At 28.2% G+C, this 16,368-nt stretch carries 14 protein-coding genes; 1 reads left to right on the top strand and 13 read right to left on the bottom strand.

Going from position 1 to position 16,368, the window contains the following annotated elements:
• Positions 1 to 5: 5 nt before the first annotated feature.
• The 6 genes from ACTG48_RS03165 to queG all read right to left on the bottom strand — a co-directional run bounded on the left by ACTG48_RS03165 (position 6) and on the right by queG (position 7,336).
• Positions 6 to 1,010, bottom strand: coding sequence for a BMP family ABC transporter substrate-binding protein (locus ACTG48_RS03165; protein WP_479918102.1), 1,005 nt, complete (start codon positions 1,008 to 1,010; stop codon positions 6 to 8).
• 292 nt (positions 1,011 to 1,302) lie between these two features.
• The gene (locus ACTG48_RS03160; RefSeq protein WP_479918101.1) at positions 1,303 to 2,148 is read right to left on the bottom strand and encodes a DegV family protein; all 846 of its coding nucleotides are present in this window, start codon (positions 2,146 to 2,148) and stop codon (positions 1,303 to 1,305) included.
• Between the two features lie 34 nt (positions 2,149 to 2,182).
• Positions 2,183 to 2,653, bottom strand: coding sequence for a tRNA (uridine(34)/cytosine(34)/5-carboxymethylaminomethyluridine(34)-2'-O)-methyltransferase TrmL (gene trmL / locus ACTG48_RS03155; RefSeq protein WP_021383223.1), 471 nt, complete (start codon positions 2,651 to 2,653; stop codon positions 2,183 to 2,185).
• Positions 2,654 to 2,849: 196 nt separating this feature from the next.
• Positions 2,850 to 3,881, bottom strand: coding sequence for an endonuclease III (nth, locus tag ACTG48_RS03150; RefSeq protein WP_479918100.1), 1,032 nt, complete (start codon positions 3,879 to 3,881; stop codon positions 2,850 to 2,852).
• A gap of 197 nt (positions 3,882 to 4,078) precedes the next feature.
• On the bottom strand, positions 4,079 to 6,316 hold the full coding sequence (locus ACTG48_RS03145) for a Lon protease family protein (RefSeq protein WP_479918099.1): 2,238 nt from the start codon (positions 6,314 to 6,316) through the stop codon (positions 4,079 to 4,081).
• A 105-nt stretch (positions 6,317 to 6,421) separates the two neighbouring features.
• Positions 6,422 to 7,336, bottom strand: coding sequence for a tRNA epoxyqueuosine(34) reductase QueG (queG, locus tag ACTG48_RS03140; protein WP_479918098.1), 915 nt, complete (start codon positions 7,334 to 7,336; stop codon positions 6,422 to 6,424).
• A gap of 677 nt (positions 7,337 to 8,013) precedes the next feature.
• On the opposite strand from queG, the gene ACTG48_RS03135 reads away from it, so the two are divergent.
• Positions 8,014 to 8,418: a RusA family crossover junction endodeoxyribonuclease gene (locus ACTG48_RS03135; RefSeq protein ID WP_021383211.1), complete on the top strand. Its 405-nt coding sequence runs from the start codon at positions 8,014 to 8,016 to the stop codon at positions 8,416 to 8,418.
• A gap of 253 nt (positions 8,419 to 8,671) precedes the next feature.
• On the opposite strand, the gene ACTG48_RS03130 is transcribed toward ACTG48_RS03135, so the two are convergent.
• The 7 genes from ACTG48_RS03130 to lepB all read right to left on the bottom strand — a co-directional run bounded on the left by ACTG48_RS03130 (position 8,672) and on the right by lepB (position 16,329).
• The gene (locus tag ACTG48_RS03130) at positions 8,672 to 9,667 is read right to left on the bottom strand and encodes an aldo/keto reductase (RefSeq protein WP_479918097.1); all 996 of its coding nucleotides are present in this window, start codon (positions 9,665 to 9,667) and stop codon (positions 8,672 to 8,674) included.
• Between the two features lie 129 nt (positions 9,668 to 9,796).
• Positions 9,797 to 10,633, bottom strand: a complete 837-nt coding sequence (locus ACTG48_RS03125) for a deoxyribonuclease IV (protein ID WP_021383237.1) — start codon at positions 10,631 to 10,633, stop codon at positions 9,797 to 9,799.
• A gap of 587 nt (positions 10,634 to 11,220) precedes the next feature.
• Positions 11,221 to 11,784 carry an ArsR/SmtB family transcription factor gene (locus ACTG48_RS03120; protein WP_021383224.1) on the bottom strand — a complete coding sequence of 188 codons (564 nt, stop codon included), beginning with the start codon at positions 11,782 to 11,784 and terminating at the stop codon, positions 11,221 to 11,223.
• 97 nt (positions 11,785 to 11,881) lie between these two features.
• Entirely contained in the window at positions 11,882 to 12,811 is a 930-nt protein-coding gene (gene glsA, locus ACTG48_RS03115; RefSeq protein ID WP_021383210.1) for a glutaminase A, read from the bottom strand.
• A 475-nt stretch (positions 12,812 to 13,286) separates the two neighbouring features.
• Positions 13,287 to 14,954 carry a uridine kinase family protein gene (locus ACTG48_RS03110; protein WP_479918096.1) on the bottom strand — a complete coding sequence of 556 codons (1,668 nt, stop codon included), beginning with the start codon at positions 14,952 to 14,954 and terminating at the stop codon, positions 13,287 to 13,289.
• 73 nt (positions 14,955 to 15,027) lie between these two features.
• The gene (locus tag ACTG48_RS03105) at positions 15,028 to 15,783 is read right to left on the bottom strand and encodes a sugar phosphate isomerase/epimerase family protein (protein ID WP_479918095.1); all 756 of its coding nucleotides are present in this window, start codon (positions 15,781 to 15,783) and stop codon (positions 15,028 to 15,030) included.
• A gap of 9 nt (positions 15,784 to 15,792) precedes the next feature.
• Entirely contained in the window at positions 15,793 to 16,329 is a 537-nt protein-coding gene (lepB, locus tag ACTG48_RS03100) for a signal peptidase I (protein WP_021383221.1), read from the bottom strand.
• Positions 16,330 to 16,368: the final 39 nt, after the last annotated feature.

The raw sequence follows: 16,368 nt of genomic DNA, 5'->3' as shown, positions 1-16,368 counted from the left end.
TATAATTATTTATTGTTCTTATTAACATATTCTAACACATCTGGAGGAATATTTTGAGAGCTATTTGGCGCAAGTCCAGTACTTCCAGACTTAACTGTATTTTCTATAACTTTTCCACCTTTATAATTTTCCTTTACAAAACTTTGTATCAAATTATAAGTTGGATTTTCAAAATCTTTTACAATAGAGCTTATAACATTTTCTGGAGCCAAATCATGTTGGTCTTTATTAGTAGCTATAACTTTTTTATTTTTCGCTCTAACTGCATTTATTACAGTTTTTGAGTCATCTTCTGTAGTAGAGAAAATAACATCTACTCCATTATCCATCATTTTTTTAGCTATGGATTCAGCTGATTTACTATCCTTAAAAACATCCACATACTCAACTGAAACATCCTTTATACTGCTGTTAGAAAATTTAATACCTTCTTTAAAACCTGCTTCAAATTTATCTCTACTAGAACCCTTTTCTCCTCCTATGAAACCAACTTTATCACTTTCAGTCATCTTTCCAGCAATAAGTCCTGCTAGATATCCAGATTTATGGTCTTCATAAGAAATTGAAGTTATATTAGAAGGTTGCTTGTCATACTCATAGTCTATAATTGCAAATTGTTGCTTTGGATATTTTTTAGCTATTTTCTCCAATGGTTTTGCAAATCTAGCTCCTACAGCTATAATTAAATCTTGGTTGTCATTACATAAAATGTCTATGCTATTAGAAAAAGATGACGAATCATCTGATTCCACTTTATTTGTATCTATATTAAGTTTCTTTTGAGCATTGTTTAATGCCAATAAAGCAGCATTATTCATAACTTCATTGTTTGTTCCTTCAATGTCTAGTATCATAGATATAGATTTTTTTGAATTATTTTTGTCAGTTATATTACTTTTATTATCTTTGTTAGAATTAGAATTGTTATCAGGATTATTGCTACACCCAACCAACATTCCAGTTGTCATTGCTACGGTTAATATCAATATCAACACTCTTTTTAAACTCATCAAATTTCACTCCTTACACCTTCATGACATTTTTATATTCTATTTACAAATCTTTTATATACAATTTACAAATCTTTTATATACAATTTACAATCACGTTTTGAGATTTTTCCAATAAATCTTACTATAAAAAAGTGTGCAATAGATTCTTATCTATTTACACACTTCCCTAAAAACTAAATCCAATATATCAATACTTAATTTTATCTAAAATAAATCCAATTTAGCATATCAATATTTAATATTTTATCTTAATCTAATAAAAAACAAATAATCATTTAAAAAATATTATTTATTTTCTTAGACATATGATACCAGTGACACCAGGACCAGCATGTGCACCTATACACACGCCAATTTGGAAAAATCTAATTTCTTTAGGTCTTAATTCATCTTCCATAACCTTAGATAATTGTTCTTTTTCCTTAAAATCATCACTATATCCTATATACACAATTTGGTCTGATAAATCATCCCCACAATTTGATTTTATCAAGTCCATCATTTTAGAAATTACATTCTTCTTTCCTCTTACTTGAGATATTTGCGAAACTAGTCCACCTTTTATCTCTAAGATAGGTTTTATATTTAATATGCTTCCTATTGCTGCTTTAGTAGATGATATTCTTCCTCCCTTTTGTAAATATTCTAGTGTATCCACTGAAAATATAACAAAAGCTTTCTCTTTTAATTCATCCAAAACAGTCAATATTTCATCAATAGATTTTCCTTCACTTGCAAGTTCTCCTGCTTTTATTACAAGTAAACCAGTTCCCATACAAAGCAAGTTAGAATCGTATGTATATATTTGACCTTCTACATCATTCTTTGCCATTACAGCACTTTGATACGTCCCTGTGGCTGTGGCAGAACCTGCTATATAAAGTATCTCTCTACCTTCACTAGTATACTTCTCAAATATTTCTTTAAATTGGGCATAAGTAGCTTGAGAAGTTTTTGGATACACATTTTCTTCTCTAAGCCTTTTATAAAATTCATCTCCAGATATATCGATTCTATCCTTGTATTCTTTTTCCTCTAATATAACTGTTAACGAGACAATATCTATATCATATTTATCTAACAAATCTTTTGGCACGTCCGATAAACTGTCACAGATTATCTTTAGATTTTTCATCAAGTATGCTCCTTTCTCATTTAGGCTTGCTAAATTACCTCATATTAGGATATCCTATTTGTCTTAAAGCTTCGTACACTACTATAGCAACTGAATTTGATAAATTTAGTGACCTAGCTTTTTCAACATCCAACATAGGTACTCTAATACAAGTATCCATATTTGCTTTCAACAAAGGTTCTGGTAATCCCTTTGTTTCTTTGCCAAATACTATAAAACAATTTTCTTCATATTTCACATCTGAATGTGACTGATTAGCCTTTGTTGTAGAAAAAAAGTATTTGCTGTTTGGATACTTTTCTTGTAATTCTTCAAAGCTATCGTAATATTGTATATCAGCTATATCCCAATAGTCAAGCCCACATCTTTTTAGGTGTTTATCATCTAATGAAAAACCTAATGGCTTTACCAAATGTAAAGTTGAACCTGTTGCTGCACAAGTTCTTATTATATTTCCTGTATTTTGAGGTATTTCTGGTTCTACTAATACTATATTTAATGACATTTTTATCCTCCCTAAGTATTGCTCTTAATTTATTAAACTTTATTTTATAAACAGAATAACAATAATATTATACTATTATATATAATAATGTTAATAACAATTTTTACTTAGCTATATATAATAGTTTTCTATCTAACATTTTCATAAGTATTATTATATCAGAAAATCCCTCTTGTACAACTTACTTTGATAAAAGTTATTTCATTTCATTAATTTCTTTATAATAATTACAATCTTCTTTTATTGGGCAATCTCCACATTCTGGATTTCTAGCTTTACACATTCTTCTTCCATGAAAAATTAATACATGGTGTGAGTGTGACCATCTTTCTTTTGGTATGGCTTCCATAAGTGCAAATTCTGTTTTTTGAGGATTTGGCTCATCCACTATTCCAATTCTATTGGTAACTCTAAATACATGAGTATCTACTGCTATTGCTGGTTGATTAAAGGCGTTACTAAGTACAACTCCTGCTGTTTTTCTTCCAACGCCAGGTAATTTTACAAGTTCTTCTAAACTATCTGGTACTTCACCATCATATAATTCACATAGTTGTTCAGATGTATCTTTTATTTTTTGAGATTTACTTTTGTAAAGACCACAACTTTTTATCTCCTTACTAATTTCTTCAATACTCAAATCAGCAAAGTCTCTTGCTGTGTTGTACTTTTTAAACAACTCTGATGTAACTTTGTTTACCCTTACGTCAGTACACTGAGCTGATAGAATAGTAGCTATTAAAAGTTCAAAGGCTGTCCCATAATTTAACTCACATGTAGCATCTGGGTACAGTTTTTCTAATTCATCTAAAATCTTATTTACATCTTTTTCATTTACTGACTTATTCTTATTTTTAGATTTACTTTTAGCTTCTTTACTTGGTTTTTGTGTTTTCTTACTAGAATTAATACTCTTTGTTTTTTCGTCTGTTTCGGTTTTTTTGTTAGTTTTTTTGATACTTTCTTTAGTTCCTTCTTTAGTACTTTTTTTAGTGTTTTTTTTGACTGCTTTCACAGTTTTTTTATCTTCTTCAATATCACTAAAATTTTCTATATCTTTCTCATCAATTATCTTATCTTTTTTATTAATTGTTTTATCCATTCCTTTTTTAGCTTCAACCGTATTTATGTCTTTTTTATCTATATCTTCTTTCTCTTTTAGATTCTTCCCATTTATATCTTTATTATCTTTTATCTCTTCTTTCTCTTTTAGATTTACATTTTTCATAATTATCCCCCTTTAAAATACTAATTTATAAGACGCTATTTATACATAGTTTAATCATATCAACAAAAAATAAACATCAATATATAAAACATACAAAATAAAAATTTAAATTCCAGATATTTCACAAAAAAAGCAAAAACTTATTAAAGTTCTTGCTTTTTATTATACATAAATACCCATTAAATTCTACAATAAACTTATTCTTTTGACACAGTTTGTATCTTACTGAAGGATATTAATTTTTCTTTTACTAATTTCTTTATTTCTTCAAATTTAACATCCGTCAATATCTCTATAGCCTCTTCTACTCTTTCAACTGTATATATCTTAAATTTTCCATCTTGTATTGCATCATTAACCTCATCTGATAAAACGAGATTTCTCTGATTCTTCTTAGGAATTATGACACCTTGCTCACCATTTAATCCTTTAGTTTTACATATAGAATAAAATCCCTCTATTTTTTCACTTATTCCACCAACTACTTGTATATCTCCCTTTTGATTTATAGAACCTGTAACAGCAATATTCTGCTTAATTGATACTCCACTAAGAGATGATAATAGTACATATAACTCTGCTGAAGATGCACTATCTCCATCTATCCCACCATAATTTTGTTCAAAACAAATATAAGCATTTAGTGACATTATCAAATCCTGTGCAAAGTTCTCAGAAAGGTATCCACCTAATATAAGCACTCCCTTGTTATGTATAGAGCCACTCATATTTACTTCTCTTTCTATATTTACTATGCCTTTACTTCCTGGGCTAGTGGTTGCTGTAATCCTTGAAGCCCTACCAAAAGAATATTCTCCTGTGCTTAAGACTGATAGACCATTTATTACTCCGACCTTTCTTCCCTCTGTCTCTATTAAAGTAAAGCCATTTTCAATTGATTCATCCATATGTGTTTCCACTCTATTAATTCTTTTTTTCTTTTCACTTATTGCTTTCTTAACATCACACTGCTCTGTATATCTTGAATTTCTAAATTCTGCATATGCACTTCCTTCTATTACAACTTCCATTATTTTATTAAACTTAGTTGATAATTTTCCTAAATCACCAGACAATCTAGTGCTAAATTTGACAACTTCATCAACTGCTTCCTTAGTAAAATGTCTTAAATTATTCTTATCACATTGAGATGCTATAAATCTAGCAATACCTTCTTCATTGTCTTCGTTCTTATCCATTTCGCTATCAAAATCCACGAATACTTTAAAATACTTTTCAAAATCTTCATCGTATCTATATAAAATATCATATATATAGTGACTTCCAATCAATATTAACTTTACATTTAGTGGCATATTTTCTGGCTTAATTGCTGTCTGTGTTTCCAGTATTACTTTTTTTGTCTGCAAAGTCTTTTTAAGAATTTCCCAAGACATCGTATATTTTAACAATTGGTCTGCATAAATCACTAAATAACCACCATTAGCCCTATGAAATGCTCCTGATAATAGTTTTGTAAAATCAGTCTTTATATTGCCATTTGCATAATCGTATTCTGCCTTTCCAAATAGATTTGTAGGACTTGGATTTATCTCTACTATGACAGGTGCTGATTCTTTATTCTTTGCACCTCCGTTGTCTACAAATAGATTAATTTTATATTTAATAAAATGCTCTTTATCATACTTATCTTTTAATTCATCTTCATCTAAATAGAATAAGTACATATATTCTATTATATCTTTCTTTATATTTTCCAAATAAACTTGAATTTTATCATAATTTTCATATTTTTCACACAATCTTTTAATGTGAGGTTCTACCACAAGTTTAGCTATCTCTTCTTCAAGCTCTAAGACAGCTTTTTCAGCTATTTCTTCCAAATTTCTAATTTTATATACGACTTGTATAGCCATATTTTCTAGTTCTCTTTTTGCCTTATAAAACTCTTCATCAGATATGTCACTTTCATCTTCCTCTTCTTTCAAAGGTATAAAGACTATTCCCATTTTACTCTGTTTTAATTTAAACCCTTTTTCTTCTCCATATTTCTTAATTTGTTTTAGCAACATATCTTTTTCTATTTCATATTCATCCAAAAGTTTATTTTTTTCTATTTCAAAACTTTCACTTTCAAATGCATTTTTAAAATCCTCTAAAAGACTTTCAATTAACTTTTCCATATCTTTCTTAAGTTCTCTTCCAAACCCTTTTTCTAACTCAACTATAATAGGCTCTCTAGGGTTTTCAAAATTATATATATAGCACCAATCTTTATGTGTATTTTTTTTGGATGCATATTCATTCAAAACCTTTAAGGCATAAGTACTTTTTCCTGTTCCAGATTCACCAGCTAGGTATATGTTGTAGGCTGGATTATTTATTCTTAAACCTAATTCCATAGCTTCTACGGCTCTTTCTTGACCCAATATACAATCTAGTGGATTTATTTCAGATGTATTGTTATATTTCAATATTCCCCCACCTCCTCATATTTAACGTTAATGATATAATATGACTTTGACACAATAAGTGTTAAAGTAAATTCACATTAAAGTATATGAAATAGACTCTTATTATTAGTCATTATACTTATCTAAAATTATTTCCATATTTCTCTTTATTATATTTCTGCCTCTCCAACTAAATGCTCTATCCCCATATCTCCTTTTGAATTCTTTGTTTGAAATATTTTGTACCTCATCATAATCCAAATAATCTATTATATTTTCTTTAAACTCCAAAATATGAGTTGTTGGTATTCCAACATTATGTGGACATACTTCTTGACAAATATCGCACCCAAATACTTTTTTATTACTCTTTAACACAGCCTTTTCTTCCTCTGACAAATCTCCTTTTTTTTGAGTTATATATGATAAACATTTCTTGGGATTCATATCATAATTTCCTAATATAGCATTTCCCGGACAATATTTTACACACTTACCACATTTAAAACAACTTTTTTCTAGTGGTTTATCTTCTTCAAATTTATAATTATTTACTATATACCCTATAAATACATAAGAACCATATTCATCAGTTATGATATTATTGTTTATTCCAAAATATCCTATTCCTGATAAATAAGCTAAATATCTGTCAACTAGTGCCCCATTATCAGCAAATATCTTGTATTTAAAATCTTCTATCGTTTCAGATATATAATCACAAATTTGTTGCAAAAAGTCTTTTACTACAATATGATAGTCCTTACCATGACAATATTTTGATAAATTTGAATTTTCATTCTTTTCTTGTCTATTTATATGATATGGAAATGCACATACTATTATAGAATTAGCATCTTCCATTATATTTCTTGGGTTAATTCTGTTCTCAATTATTGGCTCTTCCATACCAGTCAAATAATCTTTTTCCTGTCTATCTTCAAGTATCTTTTTTAGATTATCATACTTGTCTATACCAGCTATTCCTACACACTTTAATCCTATAAGATTACAAAATTCTTTTAATTCCTTATTATTCATAAAATTATTCCTTTTTAATCTATTTAATACTACTTAATCTGTTTATTCCTACTTAATTTATTTAACCTACTTAACCTATTTATTCCTACTTAACCTATTTATTCCTACTTAATCTATTTATTCCTACTTAACCTATTTAACCTATTTAACCTATTTAATTTAGGTTATAAAACTACAATTATTATTACTATATTATAAAATGAACTAAATTATAATATAAGTCTCATCTCTCTATAATAATATCCATTTGTTCTTTAATATAACTATTTTATACGCTCTAACTCTTATTATTTTACAGTATCAACACATTTCAAACTTTTTTCTTACTATTTTTTTAGTAATTGTCTTACTGATATGATTTAGCTATTTTACTTCAATACTTACATAACTCAGATTCCACCATATAATTAAATTGTCATCTATTCTCCATTTTAATATAATATGATTTATCTACTTTCAACAATGTAATACATCTTATACTCATAATTTACAACTACAAGATTAAATATAACTTTGATTTACAATAATACACCCTATATCTTTAAAATTAGCACTCATAATAGACAGATAAATTTTATCCTCTACAAATTTATCACTTATAAAAACATCACAAATAAGAATTTGCTTTTAAAGCATCCACAGATTATAATAAATACTGTATAAGGATGGTGAACAATTTGATTAAAATAACAATTCCAGGTAGACCCATTAGTAAATCTAATTTTAAACTTCATAATATAAATGGTCAAGCATGGATGCCTTCAAAGGGAAAGTATTCTAAGTATCTTGCATACGAAAACATGATTGCAGGTTTTATAAACCAACAGTATCAAGGAGAAACTGTTGAAGAAAATCTAATAACTGTTTTAAAATTATACTTCCCAAACAAGAGAATGGGGGACTTACATAATTATCCAAAGAGTATTTGTGATGGTATTGAAAAAAGTGGAATAATAAAAAATGATAAACAACTTAAACCAGTACTTTTATTCGACTTTATAGATAAAGATAACCCTAGGGTTGAAATTGAGCTTTATCCAGTATCTAAATACGATATATCCTATAATATTTTTGAGAAATAAATATTTTATATACTACTTGATACTATAGTAATGCTATATCATTTGAAACTATAATAATATTTGTGCTATAGCTATACTTACACAAATTTTAAATTTATATGATACTTGTAGCTATGTAAATTTAATACTTATAAAATTACTGCACTCATATAAATTTAATATTTGTATACAAAGCCATATTCACATAAATAAAGCATATCCATATAAAAAGAAATCGGAGTAAACTTACTACACCGATTTCAATAAATAAAATCTATCCTAATTTTTCGACAACAGTCTTCAACATTTCTCTTATAGGAAGTTCATATGGACATCGGCTCTCACAAAGACCACAGTCAATACACTCAGTAGGTTTAACATCCATAACCTCATATTTTTCTTTAGCCCACTCTTTTAATCCATATCGAGTGTAATATCCTTCACATAAAAAGCTCAATGGTATATTTATTCCAACAGCACAAGGCATGCAGTATTCACATCTTCTACAGAATTTTTTGCCTAAAGAATTTCTTATTTCCTCAATTTCTTTATTATCTTTTTCATCTAGTACAAGATTTTCAAGTACAGCAACATTCTGTCTAACCTGTTCAACACTCTCCATACCTGGTATAACTACATCTATATAGTCTTTAGACAATATGTACTTAATAGCTAGTGTAGCATTATCTAAAGCTCCTCCAGCTAAAGGCTTCATTACTATTATGCCAATTCCTTTTTCATGAGCTTTTTTAAATACTTCATCTGCTTGACCTTCAACTATATTGTAAGGAAATTGTATAGTATCAAATTTCCCATCTTCTATTGCCTTTTCTATAGTATTTAAATTATGGCTAGTTATACCAATGTGTTTTATCTTCCCTTGCTCTTTTGCCTCTAGAAGAGCATTATAAGCCATTTTATCTTTAAAAAGATTGTCATATTCCTCTTCTTTAACATTATGGAATTGATATAAATCTATAAAATCAGTTTTGAAATTATTTAAACTTATCTCAACATCTCTCTTCATTGAGTCATAATCTCTAGACATACTTTTAGTAGCTAAGAAAAATTTATCTCTTTTTCCTTCAATAGCAATTCCAATTGCTTCCTCACTTATTGTATACCCTCTTGCACTGTCAATAAAGTTTATCCCTTGCTTTTCTAACTCATTTATAACTAAGTTAGTATCTTCTTGAGTAATTCTTTGTATTGGAATTCCCCCAAAACCAACTCTCTTTATTTTCATATTGGTATTGCCCAAATTTCTCATATCTTTCCCCACCTAACTTTAATTAATTTTTATATAATATAAATGTATCATCTTTAATTATACAACAAATTATGAGAATCTTTGCAATATATTTACATTCTATTAGAATTGTATATCGTAAATGAAATTTTATTTACTAGATAATATCTCTTTTATCATCTTAAGTTCTCTCTTATGACCTTCATCATCAAAAGGAGTTTCTAAGAAAAATGGTAGGTGTTTCAGACTAGGATGCTCCATAAAATCAATTAATGCTTTTAATCCTATCTTTCCTTCCCCTATAGGAGCATGTCTGTCTTTTTTATCTCCAAATGGCATCATGCTATCATTTAGGTGAACAGTTTTTAACTTATCTATACCTATAATCTTGTCAAATTCTTCTAAGACTCCATCTAAATCATTCACTATATCATAACCAGCTGAAAAAATATGACATGTATCAAGACACACACCTATTTTTTCTTTGTGTTCAATTTCGTCTATTATACTTTTTAATTGCTCAAACTTAAATCCTATTTCAGTTCCTTTTCCTGACATAGTTTCAAGAAGTATAGTTATATTTTCATCACCCTTAATAGCATTATTCAATCCTTTTACTATTCTGTCTATACCAAAATCTATTCCACCACCTACATGACTGCCTGGGTGAAAACACATGTATTCAATTCCTAACGAGTCCATCCTTCTTATATCCTCATCTATAACTCTTGTCGCAAATTCGTATACATCTTCCTTTGTTCCACCTAAGTTCATAGTATATGGGGCATGTGCAAGTAGTGGTGCAAAATTATTTGCCTTTCTAATCTCCTGAAATTTAGCTATATCTTTTTCATCAAATTCTTTAGCATTTCCTCCTCTTGGATTTCTACTAAAAAATTGAAATGTATTTGCATCAATGTATACAGCTGTCTCAGCTGCCTTAGCAAATCCTTTTGCTATTGAAAGATGTGTTCCTAATTTAATCATATTAATCTCCTTTTGTTTGTACTTAAACTCGTACTAAATTTTAATTATAAGTTTCTAACAAATAAGTTTTTATTTTAATGCAACTGTAATTTAATGTAACTACAATTAATTTCATGTATATTAATTTTAAATTTTAATATTTACAATTTAATTATACCCATTTTAAGAAATTTCAAATATTATAATCTTACATACTCTTTATAAATTATTTAGTCACTTCTTACATATTATAATCTATATACCTTACAATCCAGTTATATTTCTTTTGCAATCTAATTATATTTTTCTTACAATTCAATTATATATCTCCTACAATCTAATTATATTTTCCTTACAATTCAACTATATATCTCCTACAATCTAATTGTATTTCTTTTGCAATTCAATTAGATATCTCCTACAACTCAATTATATACACCTTACAAGTCAATTATATTTCTTTTACAATCCAATTATATAACCAAACAAAAAAATAGAGACTAAAAATCATTGTTTTACTCATACCAAAAAATATTTTTTGATTATTAAGTAAATTCTGATGTTCAATCTCTAATCTTATGTTTTTAATTAATCCATAATTAATGGTTCTAACTAGGACATTCTTCCTCAAGTGTAGGAATTACAACCATAGCTATATCATACTTAGAACCTTCAACGTTGTGTTGTCTTTTATTTAAAATTTCATCTATCTTTGACTTCATAGCATCATTAAGTTCAACTAATTCGTCGTGAGTAAGAGAAATATCATGATAATCAACTATATTTTCATTTTCTAAAACATCTTCTTCTGCTGCCTTATAAAAAACTTCACTCATGTTTTCAAATTTTGATATGTACAATTCTTCTTTTTCTTCCCCATTGTCTAAAGAAAAATTAAGTATCCTATTCCCTATAACCACATTTTTTGCGCTTGGATAATAGTATTTTTCCACAATCCCCGACTTTATTTTTTCCTCAACTAATTCTAAAATACCAACTTTGTATAACATTTTTATATGGTAGTTTATTTTTGCATGAGGTTCTTCCAATAATTGAGATAATTGTTTTGCTGACAATGGCGATTTGTCAAACGCTTTTAGAATATCTATTCTACGTGGATGCGCAATAGCCTTTATGCACTCCAAATCTCGTAATACCAATACCTCTTTCATTGACCCCTCCTAAAAAATTTATTTAATTCATATTTCTTTACAATTTAATTATATATTAAATTATATGTTGTTGTCAAAAAAATCCTTTCTTAAAATCTTAAAAAATATTTAATTTTAATTTATTTGACAACTCCTCTAAAACTTTAACTCCTGCGACGCTGTTACCTTTTTTGTCAAGTGCAGGTCCATAAACACCAATACCCATACGCCCTGGCACAGAAGCCATTATACCACCCCCAACTCCAGATTTTGCAGGAATGCCAACTTTAATAGCAAATTCCCCAGAAGCATCATACATTCCACAAGTCATCATAAATGTTTTGACAATTCTAGAAACCATTTCACTCATCAAATGCTCACCATTTTCTATGTCTACTCCATAGTTAGCAAGATTTATGCCAATTCTCGCCAAATCCACAGAATCTATCTCAATTGAGCATTGTTTAAAATAAAGGTCTAAAACATCCTCTACATTACCTCTGATAAATCCATCACTTTTCAATAAGTAAGCCATTGCTCTGTTTCTATCTCCAGTCATTTTTTCAGACTTATAGACATCATAGTTTATTCCTATATTATCATTTTTTGCCAATCTCCTAAAAAAACTAAGCATTCTTTCTTCTTTTTCTTCCAAACAGCTCCCATTTATAAGAGAAGTGGTTACTATAGCTCCTGCATTTATCATTGGATTACAGGGTTTTTTTGTGTCATTAATTTCAAGTTTCATTATAGAATTAAATGGGTCTCCACTTGGCTCCATTCCAACGTTTGAAAAAACGTCTTCCCAGTCATTGTCCATAAGTGCCATAGCAAGCACAATTGGTTTTGAAATACTCTGTATAGTAAACTTTGTGCTACAATTTCCAGCACTGTAAAGATTATTTTCGCTATCTATTATACAAATTCCTAAATCATTTCTTCTAGCATTTTTTAATTCTGGTATGTAACTAGCGACTTGTCCATAATTAGTATACTTCTTATTAGAACTTATAATTTCTTTTAATAATGTCTCATCTAACGTATTCATAGGCACCTCTTATATTATGTTATATATTCTATTTTAGCACAGATTTATACTATAATAAAACAGTGTTAAAAAAAATTATACTTTAAAACTATTTTTTACAAGAATTTATTCATTTTTCACTCAATTTAGATGTTTAAGTAGTTTAATAGTTCAACCTTTTAAACTCCAAATTTTTATGTTTTTATGTCTTCATGTCTTCATGTCTTCATGTCTTCATGTCTTCATGTCTTCATGTCTTCATGTCTTCATGTCTTCATGTCTTCAAATAGATTCTAATATATATTTTAAAATTTGTAACTATTATAGCAAAATAAAAGGGGGTGTCTCAAAAGAATTATTTAGTTCATGAGGCACTCTTTTTTGTATGAAATCAAATATATTTTTATTATTTCAACAATGAAAAAGAGGCTTATCTCTATTTTGAGACAGCCTCTCTTATTACTAACAAATCTAAAAACAAATACTATAGACCAAATTAATCCACTATTTTACTTCCTCCAATAAATTCCCTAAGAATTGAAGTTCCTGGTATATCAGAAGTATCATCTAGCTCTACAAAATATTGTAAAAACTTTAGTAGTCTAGTTGCTTCAATGTGTGCAGGATTATCTTCTTTTATTTCCTCCAACAAAGGCTTAGCAAATCGCTTCAAAACTGCTAACTCATATACACAAGCAGAATTAAATATAGCATCTGCTTCATCTTGATATGGGAATATATTCTTCTTTTCTCCTCTTCTAACTGATGCCCATTGTAAAATAGTATTATCAGCACTATAACCTCTAAAATTATAATCTCTAACAATTCTTCTTATCATTCTCAAATCAGCAGTAGGAATTCTATTATGGTCATCCAAATTTATTTGAGTAAGGGCACTTATGTATATCTTAAATTTATCTTCTTCTGGTATAGATGATGTTAAAATAGGATTTAGCCCGTGTATACCTTCTAATATAATCGGTTGATTAGAGTCTATCTTTATTTTTTTACCAGTATATTCTCTCTTTCCTTCTTTGAAGTTGAATCTTATAGCATCAATTTCTTCACCTGCTAAAAGTCTCTTTAAGTCGAAGTTAAATTTCTCTAAATCTATAGCATAAATTGATTCAAAATCATAATTTCCATATTCGTCTAAAGGAGTATGTTTTCTGTCTATAAAATAGTCATCTAAAGAAATCGAAATAGGATTTAAATTATTCACTCTAAGGTGTATAGATAATCTATGAGCAAAACTTGTTTTTCCAGATGAAGATGGAGCTGCTATTAAGATTACTCTCTTATTATTATCTTTTATCATGTCTGCTATTTGAGATAATTTTTTTTCATGTAACGCTTCAAATGTTCTTATTATGTCTCCATATTCATTGTTTTCTATTATCTTATTAAGTGACACTACCTTGTCAATTCCCATAAGTCTTGACCATTCTTCTGCTTCATAATACACACTTGATAACTTGGGTTGAGGTATAAATTTCATAGGTTTAGTCTTATCTTCTTCACTAGGGCCTAGAATTATAACTCCACCATTGTAAAGTTTAATATCAAATGATTTTATATAACCAGTTGATGGTAGCATATACCCATAAAAATGGTCTATATAGTTTCTACACTTATATACTTTAGCACTGTCATACTCTTTATATTTCAAAAGCTCTGCTTTTTCATACATTTCATTGTTTTCAAATATAGAAATAGCTTCATCTCTCGTAACTTCAATTTTTTCTATAGTATAATCGTTGTTTACTATCTCTTCCATCTTGTTTTTTATATTTTCAACATCCACTTCTTTAAGTTTTCTCTCTATATGAACTTCACAATATAGCCCATCAGATAATGAATGTTCTATTGTAACTCTGCTATCCCAAAATATTTCTCTACAAGCCATTACAAATACAAATGACATGACTCTAAAGTAAACTCTTTCCCCGTCTTCATTAGTAGTATCTAAAAAATTTATCTCACAATCATTCTTTACTCTGCAATTTAGCTCTTTTAATTTATTATCTACAACAGCAAGTGTTATATAACCCTTATGCTCATCACAAAATTCTTTTGCTATATCCCCTAGCCTAATTCCTAAAGAGTTTTCTTCTAATGAATATTCTTTATTTTTTCCGTCTATTTTTAAGTTTATTTTTTTCACTTCAACATCTCCTTCCTTTTGATGAATACAAATTTTAATCAACGAGGCATATTAACAAGTTAAAGAGAGGTGTTTAACCCTCTCCTACAATACGATTCAATTTACTTATAGTATCTTCAATATCTTCGTAATTTATTTCTAGTACTAAATATTCTGCATCTAATTTTAAGACCTCTTTAATCCCCTCTTCAGATAAAATTCCTTTTCCTATACCTACATGTGTATCATTGATACCATCATTATCACTTAAGTGTATCACTTTTATTTTATCCTTCAAGTTCTTTATATAATCATCCTCATCAATTAAACAGTGTCCAGTATCGTAACAAAAACAAATCTTAGAATTTTTAATTCTATTAAATATATATTCAAAATCATAAGATATATTTCCAATATTTGAAAAATCCCCATTTTTTGAATAAGTATTCTCCATAGATATATACGAGTTTGTATTTATCTTGTCTAAAAAGTCTACACTATTGTCTAAATACTTGTTCCTATTTTTTTTAACTCTATTTGTCATAACATATCCCAAGTGAAGATTAAAATACCTTATATCAAACCCTTTAAGTTCAAATTCTATTTTCTCAATAAAATTTATCCATGAATTTCGTATATACTCTATATTTTCGCAAGTATTTAACTCCATAGGTAAGTGTATCCCTACAGATAATCCTAGCTTAGAAATTCTATCTTTATATTTACGTAACTCACTACATTCAGATATATTGTCAATTCCAATCTCTAAATGAGTTATTTGCTTTATGTTTTCACAAATATTTAAAGCCTCCTCAAGATTAAACAATAAGGATGCTACACCAACTGCCATACAAATCACCTACTCAAAAATACCTATATCTGTAAAAGGAAATACTCTTAAAATAACTTTTCCTTTAATATTTTGTTCATCTACTAATCCTACTTCTTTATATCTACTATCCAAACTTATTTCTCTATTATCTCCCATCGCAAATACTTTCCCCTTAGGAATCACCATATCAATATCGCCTTCAGTATAATTATCATGTATATATGAAACTTCATTTAATAACTTGCCATTTATATAAACCTTCGAATCCCTAATCTTTAGATGGTCACCAGGTACACCTATAACCCTTTTTACAAGCTCTTTTTTTCTTCCATTGTCTTGTAATAAGTCAGTCTTAAATATCATTATGTCTCCACATTTTGGCTCTGACAATTTATATGTCATCCTATTTGCTACTAAATAGTCATGTGATTTAAGCGTCGGGTACATTGATTCTCCATTTACTAGTGTTGGTTTTATAAAACGAGTTATAATAAATGCAAAAAAAAGTGCAGTAATAATTATTTTTATCCACTCTACAATCTCTTCTTTAATAGTTTCATTCATTCACAAATTCTCCTTTATAGTTATATTATCTTTTTTGAT

This window comes from Clostridioides sp. LIBA-6822 (assembly GCF_056688955.1).
The sequence above is the reverse complement of the archived record's forward strand: the minus strand, read 5'-3'. Positions and strand labels throughout refer to the sequence as shown.